Annotated in this window: 20 protein-coding genes and 2 tRNA genes; 8 read left to right on the top strand and 14 right to left on the bottom strand. The window is 58.7% G+C overall.

The features are described from left to right. Positions 1 to 83: 83 nt before the first annotated feature. From HCK03_RS08755 to HCK03_RS08790, 8 genes are read right to left on the bottom strand one after another with little or no spacing between them, the layout of a single operon-like run. Entirely contained in the window at positions 84 to 1,487 is a 1,404-nt protein-coding gene (locus HCK03_RS08755; RefSeq protein ID WP_167691415.1) for an FAD-binding oxidoreductase, read from the bottom strand. Between the two features lie 27 nt (positions 1,488 to 1,514). After that, positions 1,515 to 2,330: an ABC transporter permease gene (locus HCK03_RS08760; protein ID WP_041146335.1), complete on the bottom strand. Its 816-nt coding sequence runs from the start codon at positions 2,328 to 2,330 to the stop codon at positions 1,515 to 1,517. Between the two features lie 4 nt (positions 2,331 to 2,334). Then, positions 2,335 to 3,162 (bottom strand): ABC transporter ATP-binding protein, encoded by an 828-nt coding sequence (locus HCK03_RS08765; RefSeq protein ID WP_041146334.1) that lies wholly within the window; start codon positions 3,160 to 3,162, stop codon positions 2,335 to 2,337. Further along, the gene (locus HCK03_RS08770; RefSeq protein WP_041146333.1) at positions 3,159 to 4,142 is read right to left on the bottom strand and encodes an ABC transporter substrate-binding protein; all 984 of its coding nucleotides are present in this window, start codon (positions 4,140 to 4,142) and stop codon (positions 3,159 to 3,161) included. Before HCK03_RS08770 ends, HCK03_RS08765 begins: the two co-directional genes overlap by 4 nt. 13 nt (positions 4,143 to 4,155) lie before the next feature. Continuing rightward, a complete protein-coding gene (locus HCK03_RS08775; protein ID WP_041146332.1) occupies positions 4,156 to 5,037 on the bottom strand; it encodes a creatininase family protein in 882 nt (293 codons plus the stop codon). Between the two features lie 21 nt (positions 5,038 to 5,058). Beyond that, positions 5,059 to 5,529 carry a RidA family protein gene (locus HCK03_RS08780; protein WP_115192300.1) on the bottom strand — a complete coding sequence of 157 codons (471 nt, stop codon included), beginning with the start codon at positions 5,527 to 5,529 and terminating at the stop codon, positions 5,059 to 5,061. 4 nt (positions 5,530 to 5,533) lie between these two features. After that, positions 5,534 to 6,799 carry an amidohydrolase family protein gene (locus HCK03_RS08785; protein ID WP_167691416.1) on the bottom strand — a complete coding sequence of 422 codons (1,266 nt, stop codon included), beginning with the start codon at positions 6,797 to 6,799 and terminating at the stop codon, positions 5,534 to 5,536. A gap of 20 nt (positions 6,800 to 6,819) precedes the next feature. Beyond that, positions 6,820 to 7,794, bottom strand: coding sequence for a PDR/VanB family oxidoreductase (locus HCK03_RS08790; RefSeq protein ID WP_167691417.1), 975 nt, complete (start codon positions 7,792 to 7,794; stop codon positions 6,820 to 6,822). A 215-nt stretch (positions 7,795 to 8,009) separates the two neighbouring features. Here HCK03_RS08790 and HCK03_RS08795 point away from each other — a divergent pair, with 215 nt between their 5' ends. The 4 genes from HCK03_RS08795 (at position 8,010) to HCK03_RS08810 (ending at position 12,640) form a co-directional block, all read left to right on the top strand. Beyond that, a complete protein-coding gene (locus HCK03_RS08795) occupies positions 8,010 to 8,933 on the top strand; it encodes a LysR family transcriptional regulator (protein ID WP_041146328.1) in 924 nt (307 codons plus the stop codon). Between the two features lie 261 nt (positions 8,934 to 9,194). Next, on the top strand, positions 9,195 to 10,184 hold the full coding sequence (locus tag HCK03_RS08800; protein ID WP_041146327.1) for an ABC transporter substrate-binding protein: 990 nt from the start codon (positions 9,195 to 9,197) through the stop codon (positions 10,182 to 10,184). Positions 10,185 to 10,195: 11 nt separating this feature from the next. Further along, positions 10,196 to 11,623: an amidohydrolase family protein gene (locus HCK03_RS08805; protein WP_167691418.1), complete on the top strand. Its 1,428-nt coding sequence runs from the start codon at positions 10,196 to 10,198 to the stop codon at positions 11,621 to 11,623. 87 nt (positions 11,624 to 11,710) lie between these two features. Then, on the top strand, positions 11,711 to 12,640 hold the full coding sequence (locus tag HCK03_RS08810) for an isopenicillin N synthase family dioxygenase (RefSeq protein WP_407692386.1): 930 nt from the start codon (positions 11,711 to 11,713) through the stop codon (positions 12,638 to 12,640). A gap of 78 nt (positions 12,641 to 12,718) precedes the next feature. Here the strand turns inward: HCK03_RS08810 and HCK03_RS08815 are convergent. Beyond that, a tRNA-Asn gene (locus HCK03_RS08815) sits at positions 12,719 to 12,794 on the bottom strand. Between the two features lie 5 nt (positions 12,795 to 12,799). Between HCK03_RS08815 and HCK03_RS26605 the strand changes: the two genes are divergently transcribed. From HCK03_RS26605 to HCK03_RS08825, 3 genes are all read left to right on the top strand, one after another. Beyond that, positions 12,800 to 12,892: a DUF5951 family protein gene (locus HCK03_RS26605; protein WP_221180788.1), complete on the top strand. Its 93-nt coding sequence runs from the start codon at positions 12,800 to 12,802 to the stop codon at positions 12,890 to 12,892. A 95-nt stretch (positions 12,893 to 12,987) separates the two neighbouring features. Further along, positions 12,988 to 14,424 (top strand): EmmdR/YeeO family multidrug/toxin efflux MATE transporter, encoded by a 1,437-nt coding sequence (locus HCK03_RS08820; protein ID WP_041146324.1) that lies wholly within the window; start codon positions 12,988 to 12,990, stop codon positions 14,422 to 14,424. Between the two features lie 127 nt (positions 14,425 to 14,551). Beyond that, positions 14,552 to 14,627 (top strand) — tRNA-Asn (locus tag HCK03_RS08825). Between the two features lie 144 nt (positions 14,628 to 14,771). Here HCK03_RS08825 and HCK03_RS08830 read toward each other — a convergent pair. From HCK03_RS08830 to hflK, 4 genes are read right to left on the bottom strand one after another with little or no spacing between them, the layout of a single operon-like run. Beyond that, positions 14,772 to 16,718: a heavy metal translocating P-type ATPase gene (locus HCK03_RS08830; protein ID WP_167691419.1), complete on the bottom strand. Its 1,947-nt coding sequence runs from the start codon at positions 16,716 to 16,718 to the stop codon at positions 14,772 to 14,774. Then, on the bottom strand, positions 16,715 to 17,785 hold the full coding sequence (locus HCK03_RS08835; RefSeq protein ID WP_167691420.1) for an SPFH domain-containing protein: 1,071 nt from the start codon (positions 17,783 to 17,785) through the stop codon (positions 16,715 to 16,717). Before HCK03_RS08835 ends, HCK03_RS08830 begins: the two co-directional genes overlap by 4 nt. After that, a complete protein-coding gene (locus HCK03_RS08840) occupies positions 17,782 to 18,783 on the bottom strand; it encodes an SPFH domain-containing protein (protein WP_167691421.1) in 1,002 nt (333 codons plus the stop codon). Before HCK03_RS08840 ends, HCK03_RS08835 begins: the two co-directional genes overlap by 4 nt. After that, positions 18,780 to 20,681, bottom strand: coding sequence for a protease modulator HflK (hflK, locus tag HCK03_RS08845; RefSeq protein ID WP_167691422.1), 1,902 nt, complete (start codon positions 20,679 to 20,681; stop codon positions 18,780 to 18,782). Before hflK ends, HCK03_RS08840 begins: the two co-directional genes overlap by 4 nt. Positions 20,682 to 20,943: 262 nt before the next feature. On the opposite strand from hflK, the gene HCK03_RS08850 reads away from it, so the two are divergent. After that, positions 20,944 to 21,195: a hypothetical protein gene (locus HCK03_RS08850; RefSeq protein WP_041146321.1), complete on the top strand. Its 252-nt coding sequence runs from the start codon at positions 20,944 to 20,946 to the stop codon at positions 21,193 to 21,195. Between the two features lie 261 nt (positions 21,196 to 21,456). Here the strand turns inward: HCK03_RS08850 and HCK03_RS08855 are convergent, their stop codons facing one another. Further along, on the bottom strand, positions 21,457 to 22,050 hold the full coding sequence (locus tag HCK03_RS08855; RefSeq protein ID WP_266096258.1) for an NTP transferase domain-containing protein: 594 nt from the start codon (positions 22,048 to 22,050) through the stop codon (positions 21,457 to 21,459). Positions 22,051 to 22,065 lie beyond the last annotated feature (15 nt).

The raw sequence follows: 22,065 nt of genomic DNA on the forward strand, positions 1-22,065 counted from the left end.
CGGCCAATAATTTTTTTATCGGGTAGCGCACAAACGGTTACTATCCCGATTTTTTATAAAAGGGAGGGAGGTAATAGTTATTTTTATCTGTCAGGCAATAAAAGAGGATCGTTATCTAAAATCAATGTGTTGCGGACTTCCCAGCCTCTGAGCTTGCCAGGGTTAAGTAACCCATTGGGATCAAGGGATTTTTTCACAGAAACAACCTCGGGTTTAATATCTCCTTGTTTACCATCTTCAATTTGATAAACATGGGGGTTGTTTATTTTTACGTCATTGCCACGGAAGGTAGATATTATTTCGTTCAGCCGTTCTTCGCTGGAGTAACGTACTAATTGCAATCCGCTGGCGGTTATATTTCCATCGGTGTCACGGAGAAATTCGATATGCGAAATAACCTCGTCGGCGAATAAATCCGCCATATCGATAATCTGCTGATGATAATTCGTGTAATTAAACGCCGTCTGCAAATAAGTGAGAGAGCTGTCAATTTTAAGGGCGTGCAGCGTTGTGTGGTTCCAGCAATATTCCATCAGTGATGCATTGGCTTCACGCGCCTCGTCGGCGGTCTGACGCACGGCGCTGTGCCCGCGGTATTTTTCCAACAGACCGGCACAGAATCCCTCACTTTCCTGCGCAATAACGCTGATGACGGCATGCTGATTTGCCTGATAGTGCCCGTTCAGGTGACTGAAATAACTCGGGATCGGTGCGGCGAGCAGCGCCAACTGGCGTTTTACCAGACCCGGAGAGCGGGCAAAGGCGTTGGCATAATCCAGCGCGTCGGTGAAATCATCAAACACGTCCAACCGCTCTATCCACCGGTGAAGCGGTGCCAGTGCCAGCTCAACCTCAAGAATGATTCCATTGCTACCGTAGGCATGGTGCAGCAGTAGCGCCTGCGGGGCAGGAATCTGCAGAATGCGCGGCTCGGCCTCCATCGTCATCACTTTTACGCTAAGCACATTACCTGGCGCGCCCAGCGGGCCGTAGTTGATTGAGCCAATGCCGCCAAAGCCGCCGCCGTAAAGGCCGCCGAGGCTGGCAAGCCGATAAGTTGACGGCATGCAGCGTAGCTCCCAGCCCGCAGGGCGCGTGACTGCCTCGATCTCGGCCAGCCGGATACCCGCCTGAGCACGGACCACGCCGTCACCCAGTTCGCATATCTGATTGAGTCCGGTCATATCGACCAACATCCCGCCCTCCAGGGGCACCATCTGACCATAGTTGCCGGTCGCGCCGCCCCGCAAAATCAGCGGCAGCTGGTGTTGAACGCAGGCTTTAACCAGTAAAATCAGCTCTTCTTCGTTACGTGGCCTGACCACGGCATCGGCCTGTTTGTCTTCGAGCCGTTGTTTCAGCACCGGGCTGAACCAGTGAAAATCGCGTGAAAGGCGTTTGACCTTTGCCGCCTGCAAAGTCCAGTCTAGATCGGGCAGCGCCTGCTGTATCAGGGCAAGCGCATGTTTACGTTGTTCACTGTCCATCTTCTTCCTGCCTAATCGTGAGTGAGGTTAATGAGATTGCACGGCTTCGCTTTCATGCCAGGCGCTGAGAACGCGCCTTGAAATCCATGACATCACGCCAAACAGCGCGATGCCGGTGAGGGAAATTAACAGCAGGGCTGCAAACATCAGCGGGATGTCCAGCTGGTATCCTGCCTGCAAAATCTGATAGGCCAGGCCGGTGTTATTGCCGCCAGCGCCTGCAACAAATTCGGCAACGACGGCACCGATCAGCGACAGGCCGCTGGAAATCCGCAGCGCACCAAAAAAATAAGGCAGGGCGGAAGGAATGCGTAAACGGATCAGTATCTGCAAACGGCTGGCGTGGTTGAGCTGGAAATAGCTCAGCAGGCCCGGCGATACGCTGCGCAGCCCCTGCGTGGTATTGGAAATAATCGGAAATACCGCCATCAGCGTCGAACACACCACCAGCGACAGCGTGGTGTCTTTGACCCAAATAATAATCAGCGGTGCGATGGCCACAATCGGTGTCACCTGCAGGAACACGATGTAGGGAAACAGTGCGGTTTCAACAAACCGATTTTGCACCAGCACAAATGCCACCGCTGCGCCGATGATGATCGAGAGTAAAAATGAGATCAGGGTGATTTTCAGCGTAAACAGCAGCGACATCGTCAGCGAACCCAGATTGGTCCACAGGCTTTGCAGCATCACCCCCGGTGAAGGCACCAGAAACTGAGGGATTTTGAAATAGCTCACCCAGCCCTGCCACAGCAAAACCATGATGACCGCTACGACTGCCGGGTAAAGCACTTTGCGAAACGTGGGGTTGTTGATCCACGGAGAGGATTTTTGTGTGTGCATATTTTTACTCCATACCCGATTGGCTGGCTTGCAGCAGACTGTCCTGCAATTGCTTCGCATACCGTGAAAAAGCCGGACTGACGCGAAAATCTTCGCTGCGCGGGAACGGTTCGGAGATGGCGATATCTTCCACCACCCGGCCTGGCCGCGCGGCCATCATGATCACCCGCTGCGACAAAAACACGGCCTCGTGGATAGAGTGGGTGACGAACACCACCGTCAGCCCCTGTTCACGCCACAGGCGCAGCAGGTCGCTGTCGAGCTTATTACGGGTTATTTCATCGAGTGCGCCAAAGGGTTCATCCATCAGCAGCAGTTTCGGGCGCGTCACCAGCCCGCGGGCAATCGACACGCGCATCTGCATGCCGCCCGAGAGTTCGCGCGGCAATACGTTGGCAAATTTCCCCAGTCCCACCAGCTCCAGCGCTTCACTGACGCGGGTGTTGGCTTCGGCACGAGGTACGCCCGCCAGATCCAGCGGTAAACGTACGTTGTTCTGCACGTTGCTCCACGGCATCAGCGTGGCCTCCTGAAACACAAAAGAAAGCGGCACCTGCACTTTTTCACGGCTGTCGCGCCGCCACAGCACCAGCTTGCCGTCACTGGGTTCAACCAGGCCGGCGACCATCTTTAATAGCGTACTTTTGCCACAGCCCGACGGGCCGAGCAGCGTCACAAATTCCCCCTGATTAATCGTGAGATTGACTGGCAAAAGCGCACGCGTGCCGTTGCTGTAAATTTTCTCCGCCGACAGCACCTCAATAGCCGGTATCGGCGAGGGGAGAGGTGAGCGAACATCGCTCATCATGGTCAGTTTAGGGGCTGAATTCATGGCATAACCTTCGCGTTTTTGATCATCTCGAGGGTATAGGTCTGCTCAAACGGCACTTTATCCGCGTCAATCAGCTTGTTTTTCACCAGCATCTCCCAGGTCTTTTTCAGCCGGGGTTCCGTGATGATGCCGATACCGCCGGTTTGCGCATCGCCGCCGGTGACAAGCTCATACTTCTTCATCTGCGCGATACCAAAGGCAATCTGGTCGGCACCCATGCGCGGGTTAGCCTTGGCGATCAGCACGTTGCCTGCGGTCGGGTCCTGCAAATATTCTTTCCAGCCCTGCATAGAGGCTTTTACGAAGGCGGCGACTGCGGCCGGGCGTTTTTTAACCGTATCGGCCATACAGATAATTGAGTTGCCGTAAGGCGGATAGCCCCAGTCGCTGAGCATGTAGACGTAGAAAGGTTTGCCACCTTTTTCGACCGAGAACGGTTCGGAAGTGACATAACCCTGCTGCACGAGATTATTGTCTGCCAGGAAAGGCTGCACGCTGAAGGTGTAAGGGCGAATCTTCGCGGCGGACAGCCCCAGCTCGCTCTTCGCCCACGGCCAGAAGGAGGTGTAAGCCTCCGTGGCCAGCAGGAAAGTTTTATCTTTCAGCTCCTGCGCTTTATCCACCTTGTCATGGCTGATGAAGACGGTAGGTGAATGCTGGAACACGGTCGCCACCGTGACCGCATGAACGCCTGCCTGCCAGGTTTCCAGCGCCTGGCCGTTGTCGCCAAGCGTACAGTCAGCCTGCCCGGCGGCCATCAGCTGCATGACGTTTACCTGCGGGCCACCCATCTTGATGTTGACATCCAGCCCCGCCGCTTTATACAAACCTTTGGCCTGCGCGTCGTAAAAACCCCCGTGCTCCGCCTGAGCGTACCAGTTAGTGATGAATGTGAATTTCTCTTCCGCCATGCTGGCGGTGGAAACCCCGGCCAGCAGCAGGGCAAGGAGGGTATAAGAAGATGTACGCCGTATTTTCATCGCAAGGGTTCCTTTATTTAGAAACAAAAGAAGACGGAGGAGGAGTAAAAGTGGTTTGCACAAAACCGTTCCAGTGGTGTTTCCCCCAGGTTGGCTCGCTGCGTACTTTCCATTCCATATGATGGATTTCGGTAATCGCCTGTGCCCAGCTTGCCGCCAGCGAATCGAGGATCGCGTGCCCCTGTTCGGCGGTAGCGCCGGTCGGGTCGCCAATGACGCCACTCGGGCCAAAATCATAAGAAGCCCACGCCGCCGCCGGGCGACCTGACGACAGCGTGGGACAAGGGAACTCCGGGGGGTAATTGGCGACCGCGCGTTCGATGTGGACGCATTCAGGGGCCAGCGCCAGCATCACCGCCGTTTCGCTGTGACCTGCGTGCATCGCCATCTTCTGTTCCTGCGCGCTCAGAAACTCATTTTCAACGTTGGGCACGCGAAACACGTCGTGAGGGATCATAATCATGTCGCCGTGGCGCAGGCGCATTTCCCGTGATGCCATTTGCAGCACCTGCGGCTGCCCGCCATGACCGTTAATCATCAGCAATTTACGGAATCCGGCGCGGTACAGAGATTCGGCAATTTCTAAAATCGTTTGCAGCAGCGTGTCACCGGTTAAGGTCAGCGTGCCGGGGAAATTCAGATGCTCATCCGATTTGCCGTAGGTTACCGGCGGGATGGCGTAGGCCGGGATCGCCTTCGGCAGCCGTGCCAGCGCATAACCCGCCACCCCCGAGGAAATCACGCTATCAACCGAACACGGCAGATGCGGCCCGTGCTGTTCGATTGCGCCGGTTGGCAATACGATCACGGTATTGGCTTTGTCTGGCAGGGCTGCAATCGCCGTCCAGCTCAGGAAGGGGAGAAACCGCTCTGCGGGAATGTAGCCGTTAATCATGCTGTGCCTCGTGGTCGGACATTATTGGGTTAGGCGGGATTGCGGTAACCAGGCCGTAGCTTCAACTTCAATCAGCACCTCGGCGCTGGGCAGCATTTCACTGACCTGCACGACGGTAGAAACCGGTGGCAGATCGGGGTAAAAAAGTTTTCTGACCCGGCTGTAGTAAGGAAAGTGATCGAGATTGCGGAAGTACTGCACCAGCTTGATCACATCGCTCATTTGCCCTCCGGCTTCTTCAATCGTGAGACGGATACTTTCGAGCACATACCAGCTTTGTGCCAGAACCGGCCCCTGTTTGGCATCGGTTGAGAATTCGCCGGTTTCGCCCAGTAACCGGCGTGCAGGGTCGGGGATATCCTGAAAACCCCGCACGATCGTCGCGCTCTGCGGATTGACGGGAATCATGCCGGAGAGAAAGACAAAATCACCGGCGCGACGCCAGGCGGCATAATTGGCGAGCGGTTTGCCCGCTCCTGCTTCAAGACTCATGGGGTCACTCCTGATTCCACGTGCGCTGGTGGGTCAGCCTGCCATGGTGGATAACCAGACGGGCCGCGCTGTTTAAAGGCCAGGTCAGACTGTCGCTGCCTGGAAAGAGGATCAAACTGGCCTCGGTGCCAACAGCCAGCGGACGATTTGCGGCGACGTCACCGGTCAGTGCCGCCACATCACAGATAAGACGCGATTGCTGGTCAAAGACGTTTTCCAGCTGAAGTGAGAACAGGGCGCAGATCAGCGTATCCAGCGGGTCGTAGCTGCCTGCCGGGCAAAAAGCATCCTGCACGTTGTCGCAGCCCAGCAGCACCGGAATGCCCGCCGCCTGCGCTTCTTTCAACAGCGTGATGCCACGCTGGCGCGGCGTACGGTTTGTCACGGCATCTTGCAACAGCAGGTTGGTCATCGGCATCGCAATCAGCGTGACGCGCTGTGCCGCCAATAAACTGAGCACCTCGTGCGCCTGTTGCTCACTGCCGGAGGATAGCGCGCAGCCGTGGCTGCAGCTGATGTGGCCGCTAAATTCATTCTCCGACAAATAACGCGCCAGCCAGGTCAGGCCGTGCGCCACGTCAGAAAGCTCTTCGTCAATGTGCAGGTCCAGATTCAGTTGCCAGTGGGCGGCGCTGCGCAGCAGATGGGTCATGGCCGCCGGGTCCCAATTTGAGGAGTGGATAAAGCCCCCCAGCAGGCAGTCTTTGCCGCTTTGCGCCACCGCGCGCGCGATGCGGTCAGCGGCCTCTGCGTCGGCAAAAAAACTCAGCGGGACCAGAGCGACGCGTTCCAGGGTGACGCCCGGCTGCCTGATATTTGCCAGCTCGAACCAGGCCATGGGCGGGAGGATGTCGAACCAGTCAATGTGGGTGCGCAAATGCGTTACGCCGTGAGCGGCGGCCCACGTCAGCCCTTGTTTTGCGCGCTGATGAAGGTCTGCCGCCGTCCAGTGCTGGCGGTCCTGATGAATTGTTTCAATGGCGGCCAGCAGACCCGGTTTGGACGGTCGGCTGCGGCCAATAGTGAAGGTTTTATCGAGATGTGCGTGAGGTTCAATCAGCCCCGGAAGCGCCAGTGCGCCGTGGGCATTCCACAAGTGATCCTGCTGCGGCTGGCTGGGCATCAGTGACGTAATTTTCCCTGCGTCAAAGCGCAAATCGGCCGTCACCGGTTCCCCCGCCTGCACGGGCCAGTCGCCGGGAAGCAGCCACGCGGGGAGGCGCACGTTAGCAATGCCATTAAGCGGTGATGTGGGGATTGAGATACTCATCTTGAGACTCCGCGTTGGCATTACAGGTCAAGGACCAGTACGGGGCTTTTGGATCGCGAACAGCACAGCGTAATTTGTGTGTTCGCGGCTTTCTCTTCGTCAGTCAGCACGCAATCCCGGTGGTCAGGGATCCCGTCGATCACGTCGGTGATACAGGAGCCGCAAATACCCTGTTCGCACGACAGCATAATATCGACCCGGGCGCTTAATAAAACTTCGGCAATGGTTTGGTGCGGGCTGACTAAATAACGTTTGCCGGTAGAATTAAGCTGAATATGGAATTCCTGCCCGTCGGTGTCATTATTCATATTGGCGTTGCTAAAACGCTCAAAAGATAAATTTTCGGCTGGCCAGTGGTGTTCCTGCATAATGTCCTGCAAACGCTGAATAAATCCGTCCGGGCCGCAGGCCATCACGCGGGTATTCCGATCGGCCTGACGCAGACTTGGGGGCGTTTTGTCGCGCAGAGAATCGTTTGCCGCGCTGCAGTGCAAAAAAATATGACCGGCCAGTGCGGGCGTATTCAGGCGTGATATAAACGCCGTTTGTGCCGTGTCTGAAATGTAGTAATGCATTTCAAATTCAATCTGTTGCTCAGCTATGTACTCCGCCATGGTTAGCAACGGGGTGATGCCGATACCCCCGGCAAACAGCAGATATCGTCCCGCATCGGGCAACGGGAAATGGTTGCGCGGTGCCGAGATGGTCAGGTTATCGCCAGGGCGGAAATGATGGTGAATGAAGTGCGAACCGCCGGCGGAGTTTTCCGCCAGTTTTACGCAAATTTCATAATATTCCCGGCTGCTGTTTTCGGTACAAAGAGAATATTGCCGGGCCCCGATCTCAGGAATGAAAACATCAATATGGGCACCGGGGGAATAAGCCGGTAATAACCTCTCGTGCTGCGCAACAAGCTGCAATGAAATATTTCCTTCACCATTTATATCGACCGTTTTTATTGTGACAGGAATTACTCCGGCATCTTTCATTGTCATTTACCGTATTTAATTTGATAAGCCATTCATTAAAGGGAAAGTTCAACCCGTTCGCCGCACCATCCGCCGCCATAGTAAGAAGGAGGCGAAAATTTTGCTTTTAAAGCGATGAAACGATTGTTCCCGTTGCAATGAAAGCTACGTTATTGTTATAAAACTGTTGCGTCCAGCGCTTTGATTCGCACGTCCCGTTGCATAAAAGAGAGCACTACACAATGTTCGCATTCTCCCGGTTTTTGCTGTACTTCACTGAGGTTGCCCGCCAGGGCTCGTTTCGCAAGGCCTCCGAAACCCTGCATGTCGCCGCTTCGTCAATTGACCGGCAGATACTGCGGGTTGAAAACGAGCTGGCGATGCCCCTGTTTGAACGACATCCCACCGGGCTGCGGCTGACGGCTGCTGGTGAGCTTTTGTTACATGCCGCCAACAACTGGAAAAAAGATTTTTCCCGCGTTTGCGAACAGCTTGACGACCTGCGGGGGCTGCGCAGAGGGCATGTGAGGATCGCCACCATCGACGCTATCAACCGGCATTTTTTCTCGGCGATGCTCAGAAAGGTGCATCTCGACTACCCGAACATTTCATTCACCCTGACAACGATGAACAACGTCGATATTCAGCAGGCGCTGATGTCGGGCGATGCTGACTTCGGGCTTATGCTGAACCCGCAAAGCTCCAAAGAGCTGCAGGTGCGGGCCTTTGCCGAAATTGAACTCGGCGTCGTGGTGCCGAAAGGGCATCCGCTTGGGGACAAAAGCGGTGTCCGTTTTAATCAGTGCATGGAATATCCGTTCATCCTGCCTTCTGCGCCGCTGATGCTTGCCGAGCCAGTTCAGGCGCTGATGAATATCAACGGGGACATGATTAATGAGGTCGCCGTTTCAAATAACATTCATATGATCCGCTCCCTGATTAAAGAGAAAATTGGCATCGGTATTCTGTGCTGGCTCGATATCATGGATGAGGTACAAAACGACGAATTGCAGTTTATTCCGCTGACCGATCCGCAATTAAAAACCTTCACGCTGTCGCTGTGCGTGGCTCCGGCAAGACAGCTTTCCCTGGCGGCGTCGATGATGCTTAAACAACTGGAAATGCTCTTTAGCCAGATTCAAACGCCCGGCCAGGACCCACGTTAATACGCACTTATTTGGTGCGGCACGCTCCGAGATGAATCAAAAGTTGCAGGTCGATGAAATCCGCTCCCCTGAGAAGGCGCACAGAGAGTGCACCCGCGGAGTTGGCATCCTTTTTGTATAGTTAAAAATGAGTAGAAGCGGTCAGTGCAGATAACTGCGCGGGACATTGCTCAGCAACTATTTCGCGGTTCATTTTGAGCCGGTCAGGGGGCTGAGCTGCGTCTGCTCGTTCTCCCTCCGGCGATGATTAGGAGAGGAGTAATGAAGTTAATATCCCGCATTCCCCTATCTTGCTGCGTGCTGAGCGCGCTGGTTCCTGGCCTGTTTTCACTGCCGGCTCACGCTGATGAGAAACTCGTATTGCTGACGTCCTGGTATGCTCAGGCGGAGCAGGGCGGGTATTATCAGGCGCTGGCGACAGGCATTTACAAACGCTACGGGCTGGATGTCAGCATTCAGTCCGGTGGCCCGCAGATCAACGGCATGCAGCTGCTGTTGTCAAAACGCGCCGATGTGATAATCGGCTACGACCTCCAGTTGCTCGAATCAGTACAGCGGGGTTTTCAGGCCAAAGCCATCGCGGCTCCGTTCCAGTTCGACCCGCAGGGTCTGCTGACGCACGCTTCCGTCACTTCCCTCGACGGTTTGAAGGACAAAACCATTCTGGTGTCCAGCTCAGGGCAATCGACCTGGTGGCCGTGGCTTAAGGCGCGCTACCAGCTCAGCGACTCACAGGTTCGCCCCTATACCTTTAACATTCAGCCCTTTGTTGCCGACGATAATGTTGCGCAGCAAGCCTATGTCAGCTCGGAGGTTTTTCAGGCGCAGAAGGCCGGGGTGAAATCTAATTTCTTCCTCTTCTCGGAACACGGATATCCCCCTTATGGCGGGATTTTGATCACGCGTCCGGATCTTGTCAGCAGCCGTAAAGAAGCGATGGCGAAATTCGTACGTGCGTCAATGGAGGGTTGGGTCAGCTATCTGCAGGATCCGTCGTCAGGTAACGCGCTAATTAAAAAGGATAATCCGAAAATGACCGATGATCTGCTGGCCTGGGGCGTTCAGCAAATCAAAGAGCATCACCTGATTGACGGTGGCGATGCGGCAACGCAAGGCTGGGGCACCATGACGCAAAATCGCTGGCAGAAAACCCGTGATTTCATGGTCAACGCCAAACTGTTAAAGGCAGATACCGACTGGAAACAGGCTTATACCACGGAGTTTGTTGAGCACATGCAGGTTAAACCTTGAGGAGCGTTGCAATGTCATCTCAATCATTGCTGATTAAAAACGCGCACGCGATCCTGACCGGATTAGCGGGGAATGCGGCGCGCCACGCCGGGACAGATATTCGCGTCCGCGATGGCGTGATCGAGGCCATTGGCTCCCTGACGGCACTGGCGGATGAGCGGTTGCTCGACGCACGTGACTGTGTGGTCTATCCGGCCTGGGTCAATACTCACCATCACCTGTTTCAGTCGTTGCTTAAAGGAGAACCTCAGGGGCTGAATAAAAGCCTGACTGCGTGGTTAAGTGCCACGCCTTATCGTTTTCGTGCCACCTTCGACGAGCCGACTTTTCGTTTGGCGGTGCGAATCGGGTTAACAGAGTTGTTGCGTTCGGGCTGCGCCACGGTGGCCGATCACAACTATCTCTACTGGCCGGATATGCCGTTTGACACCTCGGAGATCCTGTTCGATGAGGGCAAGGCGCTGGGGATGCGCATAGTGCTGTGCCGCGGTGGCGCTACGCAGGGGCGGACGATTGAGCAGGATTTGCCGCAGGCGCTGCGCCCGGAGAGTTTTGATCATTACATGGCGGATATGGAGCGCCTTGTCAGCCTCTATCACTGCCCGGAGCCGACGTCGTTGCGCCGCGTGGTGATGGCCCCGACCACGCTGCTGCATTCGGCTCCTGGCCCGCAGCTGCGCGAAATGGCGAAACTGGCACGAAATTTAGGTATCCGGCTGCACAGCCACCTGTCTGAAACGGTGGATTATCTCGATGCAGCGCGCGCCAAATTTAATATGACTCCGGTGCAGTTTTGCGCCGAGCACGACTGGCTGGGGGATGACGTGTGGTTTGCGCATCTGGTGAAACTGCTGCCGCAGGAGATAGCGATGCTGGGGCAGACGCGTACCGGCATTGCGCACTGTCCTCAAAGTAATGGACGGCTGGGCAGCGGCATTGCGGATTTGCTGGCACTGGAACAGGCGGGTGTCCCCATCTCTCTGGGCGTTGACGGCGCAGCCTCGAACGAGGCCGCCGACATGCAAAGTGAGGCGCACGCCGCCTGGCTTTTGCAGCGTGCCAGAAAAGGCATGCAGGCGAAGCCGCGTTATGAAGGCGGAAGCTTTGAGGGCGGCGGTGATGCGGTAACGATTGAAGACGTTGTGCGATGGGGCAGCGCTGGTGGCGCACAGATCCTTGGCCTGCAACAAAGTGGCACCGTGCAGGTGGGCATGCTGGCAGATATCGCGATTTACCGGCTGGACGACCCTCGCTATTTCGGCCTGCACGACATGGCGATTGGCCCGGTGGCTTGCGGTGGGCGGGCTTCGCTCAGGGCGCTGATGATCAATGGTCGCGTTATCGTCGAAAACGATGCGATCCCCGGCCTCGATCTGGACGCAATGCGCCATCAGGCAATATCGGCGGTGCGCACTCTGCAACAGCGCGCAGTAGGCTAACTCTTTTGATTAAGAAGGATAAAAACAGTGGCGCAATCAACTCAAACGCAAAGCTATGCATTACAGGAACTGGAAAAAGAGGCGACGATGGGCGCAATGGGCGAAGAGACTTTTGCCCGTGAGGTTCGCTGTATTGATCTGTCGGATTTCGCCAACCGTAAAGACGAGATTGCCGACGAACTGTGGCGGGCAGCAGTGGAAATCGGCTTCTTTCAGGTGAGTCATCACGGTATCGCGCTGGACGACATCCGGCAGGCATTCAGCATGACGGAAGCCTTTTTCGCGCTGCCGGGGGAGATCAAAGCCCGCTACCCGCTGTCGCGCAACGCCGGGTGGGAAAATAAATCCCAGGTGCGCCCGTCGACCCAAACGCCGGATCAGAAAGAATCCTATCAGATTACCCGTCCGCTGATGGACCCGCTATGGCCCGCTGAACATGAGCTACCGGCGTTTAAACGCACGATGCTAAATTTCGAATCGCAATGCTGGCAGCTGGGCATGAAGTTGCTTTCCTGTTTTGCCCTTCGGTTAGGGTTTCCTGAGCACTTTTTCGAAAAGGCGCACGATCCGCAACAGAAAAGCTATCAGAGTACGCTGCGTATGCTGCACTACTATGCCACCGTGCAGTCGGAGCAGGGGATGTGGCGTGCCGGGGCGCATACGGATTTTGACTGTCTGACGCTGCTTTTCCAGCGTCCCGGTCAGGGAGGATTACAGGTTTGCCCTGGCAAAGATCGCGAAAGCCAGCAGTGGACCAGCATCGAACCGCGTGAGGACGTGATCACCTGTAATATTGGCGACATGCTGATGCGCTGGAGTGACGACCAGCTGCCGTCAAATTTCCATCGGGTGAGAAATCCGTTGCCAGGTGAGTATCAGGGAGCACGCTACAGCCTGGCGTTTTTCTGTCAGGCAAACAAGGACATTGAAATATTGGGGCCGCAGGCGAAATACCCGGCCATCAGCGCTGAAGATTACCTGCAACAGCGTATTCAGGCGAATTTTGCCAAAGAATAACCTGCGCTACGCTAGCATTCAGGATTAATGTAAAAACAAAAAGCCCGCTTAAGTTTCCTTAAGCGGGCTTCTTTAATATGGCTCCTCTGACTGGACTCGAACCAGTGACATACGGATTAACAGTCCGCCGTTCTACCGACTGAACTACAGAGGAATCGTGTGGGGTCGTATCTTAGCGGCGAAAAAATTTTTGTCAAACATCTATTCTGCCCCTGTCGATCAACCGCCGCTTCTATCAACAATTTGTTGTAATTACCGACAATTTAGAAGGAAAAATGCTTTGCAGGATTAGCATTTCTCTATCATCATTTGAAATGTAGTTTCAACTTTTCTCACTAAGGTCTCCCTTGAACGTCACATCCGCAGCACGCAGGGTTGTAGAACGAACATCTTGGTTCAAAAAACGTAAGAGTTATCGCGTACTCTACTGGCGTGAAATCAGCCCGCTGGCGGTCCCCATCTTGCTGGAAAATAGCTGCGTTTTGCTGATGGGAGTAGTCAGTACGTTCCTGGTGAGCTGGTTGGGTAAAGAGGCGATGGCCGGGGTAGGGCTGGCCGACAGCTTTAATATGGTGATCATGTCGTTCTTTGCCGCCATCGATCTCGGTACGACGGTGGTGGTTGCCTTTAGCCTCGGCAAGCGCGATCCGCGACGCGCGCGCGCGGCGGCGCGGCAGTCGCTGGCAATTATGACGCTGTTCTCCATTCTGCTGGCGGTGGTGATACACGCCTTTGGCAAAGAGATTATTAATATTGTCGCCGGCGACGCCTCGCCCCAGGTTAAGGATATGGCCTTAATCTATCTGGAGCTGACGGTGCTGAGCTACCCGGCGGCGGCGATTGCGCTGATCGGCAGCGGCGCGCTGCGCGGGGCAGGCAATACCAAAATTCCGCTATTGATTAACGGCGGGATGAACATCATCAACATTATTATCAGCAGCATCCTGATTTACGGCATTTTTTCGTGGCCAGGACTCGGCTTTGTCGGCGCAGGTTTGGGGCTGACCATCGCGCGTTACATCGGAGCGGTGGCGATCGTATGGGTATTAGCCGTCGGCTTTAACCCGGCGCTGCGCATCTCGCTAAAGAGCTATTTCAAACCGCTTAACTTTGCCATTATCTGGGAAGTGATGGGCATTGGCATCCCGGCGAGTATCGAATCGGTGCTGTTCAACGGCGGCAAGCTGCTGACGCAGATGTTCGTCGCCGGCATGGGGACCAACGTCATTGCCGGCAACTTTATCGCTTTCTCCTTCGCCGCGCTGATTAACCTGCCGGGAAATGCGCTGGGCTCCGCGTCGACCATCATTACCGGCACCCGGCTGGGAAAAGGCCAGATTGGGCAGGCGGAGCGCCAGGCGTGGCACGTATTCTGGCTATCGACCATCATCCTGACGGTAATTGCGTGGGGAACCGCGCCGTTCGCCAACCTGATCGCCTCGTTCTATACCAGCGAAGAGGACGTCAAAGTGGTGGTTAAAGAGCTGCTGTGGCTGAACGCCTTCTTTATGCCGATTTGGGCGATGTCCTGGACCCTGCCGTGCGCGTTTAAAGGCGCTCGCGACGTACGCTACACCATGTGGGTGTCGATGCTGGGGATGTGGGGCTGCCGCGTCGTGGCGGGCTATACGCTGGGCATCGTGCTCGGCATGGGCGTGATTGGCGTGTGGCTGGGGATGGTGCTCGACTGGGCGGTACGCGGCGCGCTGTTTTACTGCCGGATGGTCAGCGGGCGCTGGCTGTGGAAATATCCGCGAAGCAAAAGCCAGGTGCGCGAAACCTAACCATTTTCTGGGCGAAACGACAAATTTCGCCCAAAGTGGAGAATAAATCGGCAAACGGTTTGAAATGTGCGAAACAGCCTTTGACAAGGCCGGGCGTCGCCGTTAATATTCGCCCCGTTCACACGATTCCTCTGTAGTTCAGTCGGTAGAACGGCGGACTGTTAATCCGTATGTCACTGGTTCGAGTCCAGTCAGAGGAGCCAAATTTAAGAAGCCTGCTTAGGAAACTAAGCAGGCTTTTTGTCGTTTGCCGCGCTGTCGTTTCACGGGGGAAACTGGCCTTCGTACGCGATTTCCCGCCTGCCCGCGCCCGGTCTCAAACGGGTCCGGACGGCGGGCGCCTGTTATTACCCTCGCGGTTCGCTACCCGCGCGCTCATCTTTCCCGCGTCGGCCATCGAACTGCAGCAGCCTCCCGGTATTCAGCAGCACCAGCAGGGTGCTGAGATTGTGCAATATTGCCGCTACCAGGGCTCCCGCCGCGCCGAGCAGCCCCATCGCCGCGGCAATTACGATTAAAATCGTCCAGCCAAGGCCGATAAAGACGTTGACCCGCAGGGTGGCGCGGCATCGGCGACTGAGCCTTACCGCCAGCGGCAGACGGCGTAAGTCGCTGCCGGTCAGCACCACGTCGGCGGACGCCAGCGCGATATCGGCGCCGTTGCTGCCCATAGCAATACCGACGGCGCCGGCCTTGAGCGCCAGCGCATCGTTGATCCCGTCGCCAACCACCATTGGGCGCCATCCTTCACTGACGGCCCGCTGCACCTGCTGCAGCTTTTCGGCCGGCAGCATTTCGGCCGCCAGCTCGCCGATGCCGGTCCGTTGCGCCACGCGCTGTGCGACGGCCAGACGATCGCCGGTCAGCAGCAGGAAGCGGCCAATGCCGAGGTTTTGCAGCATCCCGATGGCCTCCGGCGCCTCGGGGCGGATCGTATCATCGAGCAGCAGCCAGCCGAGAAAAACGCCGCCTTCCGCGAGACCGACCGTCGGGCCGTCGTGGTCGGGGAGCGGTGCGACCGCGATCCGATAGCGGTCAAAGAGCTCTTTTCGCCCCAGCAAAGCCCGGCCAGCAGCGGTGGTGGCGACGACGCCCAGCCCCTGAATCTCCTCCACGTCGCGCAGCGTCATCTCTTCATCATCTGCAGGAAGGGCGCCAACCATCGCCCGGCTCACCGGATGATTACTCGCCGCGCCCAGCGCCGAGGCCAGCCGCAGCAGAGACTCGCGAGGGCGCGCGGTTGCCGGGATAACGTCAACCAGCCGCAGCCGCCCCTGGGTCAGGGTGCCGGTTTTATCAATAATGACCGCATCAACGTCCGCCAGCTCCTCAAGGAAGGCCGCGTTGCGGATCAGGATGCCGTGCCGGGCAGCCACCGCGATCCCCGCCATCGAGGTGGCCGGGGCGGAGAGCACCAGGGCGCAGGGGCAGGCCGCGACCAGCACCGCCAGCATCGCCTGGCTGTCGTAGGTCAAAAACCAGGTCGTTGCGGCGATCAGCAGCACGAGGATCAGATAGTGTCCGGCGTAGCGTTCCAGCATTCGGGTGATAGGCGGTTTTGCCTGCTCGGCGTCCTGCATCAGCGCCAGCACTTTCCCGAGGGTGGAGTGCTCGCCCGTATGGGTAATCTCGACGCGCAGCAGGCCGTTGAGATTTAGCGTGCCGCCGAAAACCGACATTCCGGGGCAGACCTCCGCCGGCACCGATTCACCGGTAATGGACGCCACGTCGAGGCTGGCGTTACCGGAGAGGATCTGCCCATCGGCGGGAATTTGATCGCCAGGGCGAACCTCAACCACGTCGCCGGGGCGTAGCTGCTGGCTGCCGATATTTTCCAGCGATCCGTCCTGGCGCAGGCGTCTCGCCCGGCTATGCGCCAGCTTGCTCAGCCCGGCGATGGCCTGGCGGGTTCCCATGACGCTGCGCTCTTCCAGAATATGGCCGAAAATCATGATCACCGGCAGCAGCGCGGCGGTCATCAGATCGCCCAGCGCCCACGCGCCCAGCATCGCCAGTACGATAAGCAGGTCGGTCACCCCGTGGAGATCCGGATGCAGCAGGCTGTGCCAGCCGGCGCGAAATACCGGCACGGCAACCAGCAGCCAGGCCACGCCGGCCAGAATATCGCCGATCGCCGGCTGATCCGGCGCCACGGCGCGCCAGAGCAGGCTGAGCAACAGCAGTCCGATAGTTATCATCGCCAGCGTCAGCCGACGCGCCATCCGCCGCTGCTCCGCCGGGGTCTGGAGATGATTGCTGAAGTGAATATGTCCGTGGCTGCACGACTGGCTCATGGTGATTTCTCGCTGGCCGGCGGCGTGGCCGGCTGGGGTGGAAGGCCCTGGAGGATCAGGCGGCTGTCGTCTCCGGGGGCGACGGTAATAACCTGTCCGGCCTGCGACAGAATGCGGCTGACCGCGTCGCGCCACAGGCGCAGCAGCAGTCCGCCATCGCTGCCGTCGCGCCGGGTTTGCGCCAGCTGCAGGATGGTTCGGGTATCAACGCTGGCCTTCGCCAGGGTCTCCTGGCGGCCGGCTTCTGCCTGCTGGATGGTGCGATCCGCCTGCTGCTGCGCCTGCTGGCTCAGCAGCGTGGCTGCGGTTCGCGCGCTGGCTATCTCTTTATCGGCCTGCTGGCTGGCGGTCAGCACGGCGTTGAAGGCCGCCACCGCGTTAGCCGGCAGGGATGAAACGATATCGACGCGCTCAATGACGATGCCCGGACCGTTGCCGCTGGCGGCCATCTGCGCCAGGCTTTGCGCCATGTTATGCCTGAAGTCGCTGCGCAGACGGATGCGCTCCTCTGCCGAGTGACGGTCGTTCTGCCGGCTCTCCGGTCTGGCAACCAGAATCGCGTCCAGACCGCGCTCCATGCAGACGACCGCGGCGGCGCGTTCGGTCAGGCGATCGATCAGCGGCGCGATATGCGCACGCTGTAGCGCGAAACGGACAGGGTCGCTGACCCGCCAAAATACGCGGACGTCCAGCTGCACCACGCCTTCGTCGCCGGTTAAAAGATAGCCTGCACCGGCGCCGGCATCGCCGTCGCGCTCCCAGTTGTTGATCTGCTCCAGCTGCTGGTCGCGGCGCAGCACCGCCACGTCTCGTTCGAGAATGCGTTCGGCGGCCGGCACCAGCTCAATGCTGTTGACGGGATGCGGCCAGGCAAACAGCAGTCCCGCGTTCGCCACGCGGATCGGCCTGCCAAACTGAAAGACCACCGCCCGGCTGTCGGGGGCCACCGAATGGATACAGGAGAACAGCCACGCGCCGGCGGCGAGGATCGCCGCGCCGTACAGCGTAAAGAAGGCGATGCGGTACGACTGTCCCCAGGGCGTTGAGCCCGGCGATGCTGAGGTCATGGCTGCGGCGTCCCGGTCAACGGCGTGGGGCCCTGCACCAGGGTGCGGAACGGCTCCGCGTCGGTACGCAGCACCAGGCGGGTGCTGGCGTTAACAATCGTGCTCAGCGTATCCAGCGAACGCAGCAGGTCGTACAGCTGCGGGTCGCTGGCCCGCGCCTTGCCGTAGATGCTGGCCGCGTCGCGCTGGGCGTCGGCGCTGATGGCCGCCGCTTTCACCGCAGCGTCGGCCTGCAGAATGCGCGCATCGCGATCCGCCCGGGAGTGGATTTCCGCCGCCTGACGTTTGCCTTCGGCGGTGCGTTCGGTGGCGATGGTTTCGCGCTCGGCGCGCATGCGGTCCACCGTGGCGTTCAGCGTGACGGCCGGCAGGGTCAGGCGCTCGATCCCGGTCTGGATCAGCTCAATGCCGTAGCTTTTCAGCAGCTGGGCCTGCAGCTGCGACTGCAGCTGGCTCTCCAGCTGGGCTATTTTGACCTTTTTAGCATCGACGTTAACGATGTCCGACAGCGCGTAGCTGCTGGCGGTGGTCTCCAGCGCGGAGCCGACAAAGGTGCGGATTTGGCGGGCGGCCTCATCCGGCTGGTTCTGCACGGCGCGGATAAAGCGCAGCACGTTATCGTTATCGGGTTTGACCTTCCAGATAACCCAGGCCTGCACCAGCACCCGCAGGCCGTCGCGGGTGCCCACGTCCTGCAGGCCGCTGGAGGTGGAGCGAATGCGCAGATCGACGTCGAGCGGCGTTTCAAAAGGTGCCGGCAGCCGCCACGCCAGACCGGGCGCGAGCAGGACGCGTACCGGATCGCCAAAGCGGGTCACCACGGTGGCGCTTCCGGCGCGGACCTCCAGCAGGCAGGCGGTTAGCACCGCCAGCGTGACCAAAAATGCCGCCACGGCGAGGCGAATACCGCGCCTGCGACGCTGCGGGGCGGGCGGAGCGATCTGCCGCTTAACGGCGTTTGGGGGGACGTGGGTGGCGGCTATCGCGCGGATCTTCATGGTGTGCTGGCCTTCTGTGGGGCGGTACTGTCGGATAAAGCGGGATACTGACGGAGATCGAGCACCGGCTCGCTGCTTCCCTGGAGATGGCTATCAAGGATCAGCAGCGGCGTATGGGCCAGCGCCTGGCTCAGTATGTGATAGCGTCGCTCGGTAATAAACGCCTCGCCGGCCTGCTGCCACGCCTGCCGTTCCGCGGTGAAGGTCACCGCGGCGGCCCGGGCCTGAGACAGGTTTTCGGCGGCGGAGGCCTCGGCGTTATTCAGGCCGGTCAGGGCATTACGCTGCGCCTCGCGGCTGACCTTCTCCGCATAGCCCTGTTCGCGCGCAATCAGCGCGTTTGCCGCGATCTGCGCGGCCTGCACTCCGTGATAGGCGTTGGCCGCCCCGGCGGGAGGATGAATGGCCTCTATGCGGGTGAACAGCAGCTCCACGCCGGTATGCAGGGCGGTAAGACGCTGCTGGATTTGCCGGCTGAGCTCGCTAGCCAGCGTCGCCCGCTGCTCGTCAAGCAGTTCATCGAGCTGCTTGCTGGCAAACTGGGTCACCAGAATCTGTCGGGCGAGGCTGCGAATCATCCCCGCCAGGTCTTCGGTCTGGTACTGGCTGTTAAGCGCATCGCGATCGCTAAGGCCAATGCGCCAGATCACGCGGATATCCATATTCACGATCTGGAAGTTCTGCTGGTCCATGGCGGCGCTGGCGATGACCTGGGACTGGTCCGTGGCGTGGCTGCTATCCCACAGCCGCCAGCTGCTCTGCGGCGCCGGGCCTTCCGCGACGTCGTCGGGCTGGCGATCCGGCTGCGCTGCCTCGGTGAGATCGCTGAGCTGGAGTTCATGCACCGCACCGTTCTCAACGGCGACCACCCGGCCAAAGGGCCACGGCAGTCCGGCGTGCAGGCCGGGAGGCAGCACGGCGATCGGTCGGCCAAAACGCTCGTATATCCCGCGCTGATGCAGCCCCACCTCCGTTAGCCCGCTGAGCAGCCAGCCCAGCACCGCAATGCCCAGGGTCACCGGTACAAGCCGGCGGCCCATCAGACGAAAGGCGTGGATCTGACGCAGATCGACGCCAAAGCGCTGCTGGAAAGAGTCCAGGGCGTGCAGCAGCGGCCGCGGCGGCCACTGATACTGCGCGGCCAGCAGGCTGCGGGTCAGAAAGCGGGGGGGGGAGCCCGGCGCAGGGGGAGAGGCCAGCGCGACCAGGGCGCGCAGCGCATACTCCAGCGCCACCAGCAGGATCGTCAGGCTCGCCAGCTTAATGCCCCACAGCGCGGGGGCGGGGAACGCCATCGCCGCCAGCAGGGAGAGGGTGAGCAGCAGAAAGAGGCTGAGCATCAAGCGGGCAAGCCCCACGTACTGCTGCCGATGAGGCCAGCCGCGAAGGGGGCGGAAGCTGAGCATGCGTTCGAGCAGCAGCAGCGTAAAGCAGAGCACAATAAACGCGCCGACGGCGATCGGCCGCGGGGCGTCGGCCAGCTCAACGGGCCGGGCATCCGCGATATTGGCGATGGCAAAGGCGCTGGCGAGCGCAGCGGCGATCAGGGTGGTGGCCAGATGCTGATGAAAATGGCGAAGCCAGACCTGCACGCTTTCCGGCAGCAGCCGGCGCAGAAGCGTCGGCTCGTCCTCCGGGCTCCCGGCGGACGGCGAGGCCTGCCTCCCACCGCCTTCGCAGCGCAGCGCGTTTTCGACAAACGCCAGCGCGACCAGCACCGCGGCGAGCATCAGGCGGGTGACGGGAAACCAGAACCCGGTGACGGAAAACAGCGCCAGGAACAGATAAATCGCGCCAGCGACGGCGAGAAGGCAGTACAGAATGGCCTGCGCGATAAGCAAACGTCGGCTTCGCGAAGCGACCCGAGGGCGACTCTCGGGTGAGGGGGGCTGCGCCATAGACTCTCCAGTTGATCCGTCCCTGCCCGACGCAGCCCGGGCAAACGATCTGCTGAAGTCACCGCTGAGACGAAGAACCGATGGTGTTATATGATAACATCCGCAATATAAACAAAGCGCTCCCTCCTGGATAGTCTGCACCCCGCGTAAAGGTGGATGTTATATTGTAACAATGTATTTATTGTGCAAGATAGCGCTGGCACCGAACGGGCGCTGTGGTAGGGTTTTCGCATCAATAACTGGGCCGGGACGCGTTTCTAAGATGAAAATTTATCGCATAGTACTTTTAACCGTTGCCGTGAGTTCCCCGGCCGCCTGGGCCTTCCAGGCTAAGAGCGTGGCTTCTGCCGAGGTTAACTCCGCCCAGTTGAAAAAGGCGGAAGAGAGCCTCGTCAGCAACTTCTACAGCCACAACGCCGCCGGCTTTCAGACCTCAATACTGGGAACCTGCAGCGCAACGCCGGTTCCCGGCTGCCACTGCGCCTTCTGCACGATGCTGCGCGGCGGCGCGTAACCCGTTTTTCTCCTCAGAGCCTTAGCGGTTATCGCTGATCGCCGGGTTCGCTTTTTCTCAGATGGCGTGCGGATTGAACGCCGGAACCGTTGTACCCGTCTCCGGCGATGCGAATCGCGGTGATTTTTAGTCGCTATCCCGGCGGGGCTGCTTCGCCACCGGCCCGGTTGAGCCGCGAAGCCGCAGGTGCAGATCGAGGCCCATCTGGTGAATCCGGACAGCCGGGGGGCGATTTACAACCTCGGCTGCTATCCGGCTTCATTAGCGCATCTGGTGATGCAGCACCGCCTCGGTGACCCTCTCCGGCGGCTCGCCGCTGGCCCGGCAGCGGGCCAGCAGCTGCTGATACTGCTGCGGGGTATCAACGTCCCAGTGAATGCCATTTTCTGCCACGCCGACCGCTTGGCTACCAAACTGACGCATAACCGTTTTGAGGCTATCGTCGGCACCGGCAGCGACTATTTTTTCAATAATCGAAAACGGCAGCAGTACCGGATGGCCCCGACCCTGCTGATACTCGGGGATCAGGCACGTCTCTTTGCGCTGCCGCCACAGGGTCGCATAGACGCCAGCGCCGGCAGCCGGCATATCGCCGAGGGCGATAAAAAAATGGCGCGCTTTAATGTGCTTCACGCCCGCCCGGATAGATGAAAACATCCCCTCCTGATAGTTCGCGTTATGAACCAGCTCAATATCTGGATGCTGCGCGTAGCGCTGATGCAACTCGGCCCCTCTGAATCCGGTCACCAGGATAACCCGATCGCAGAATGAGAGCGCATCGGAGATGGCGCCATCGAGGACGGTCCCCTCTCGCCATGGCAGCATCATTTTCCAGGTCCCCATTCTGGTTGACATTCCCGCCGCCAGAAT

Origin of the sequence: Klebsiella terrigena (genome assembly GCF_012029655.1) — a bacterium.
In the GTDB taxonomy this organism is placed as follows: domain Bacteria; phylum Pseudomonadota; class Gammaproteobacteria; order Enterobacterales; family Enterobacteriaceae; genus Klebsiella; species Klebsiella terrigena.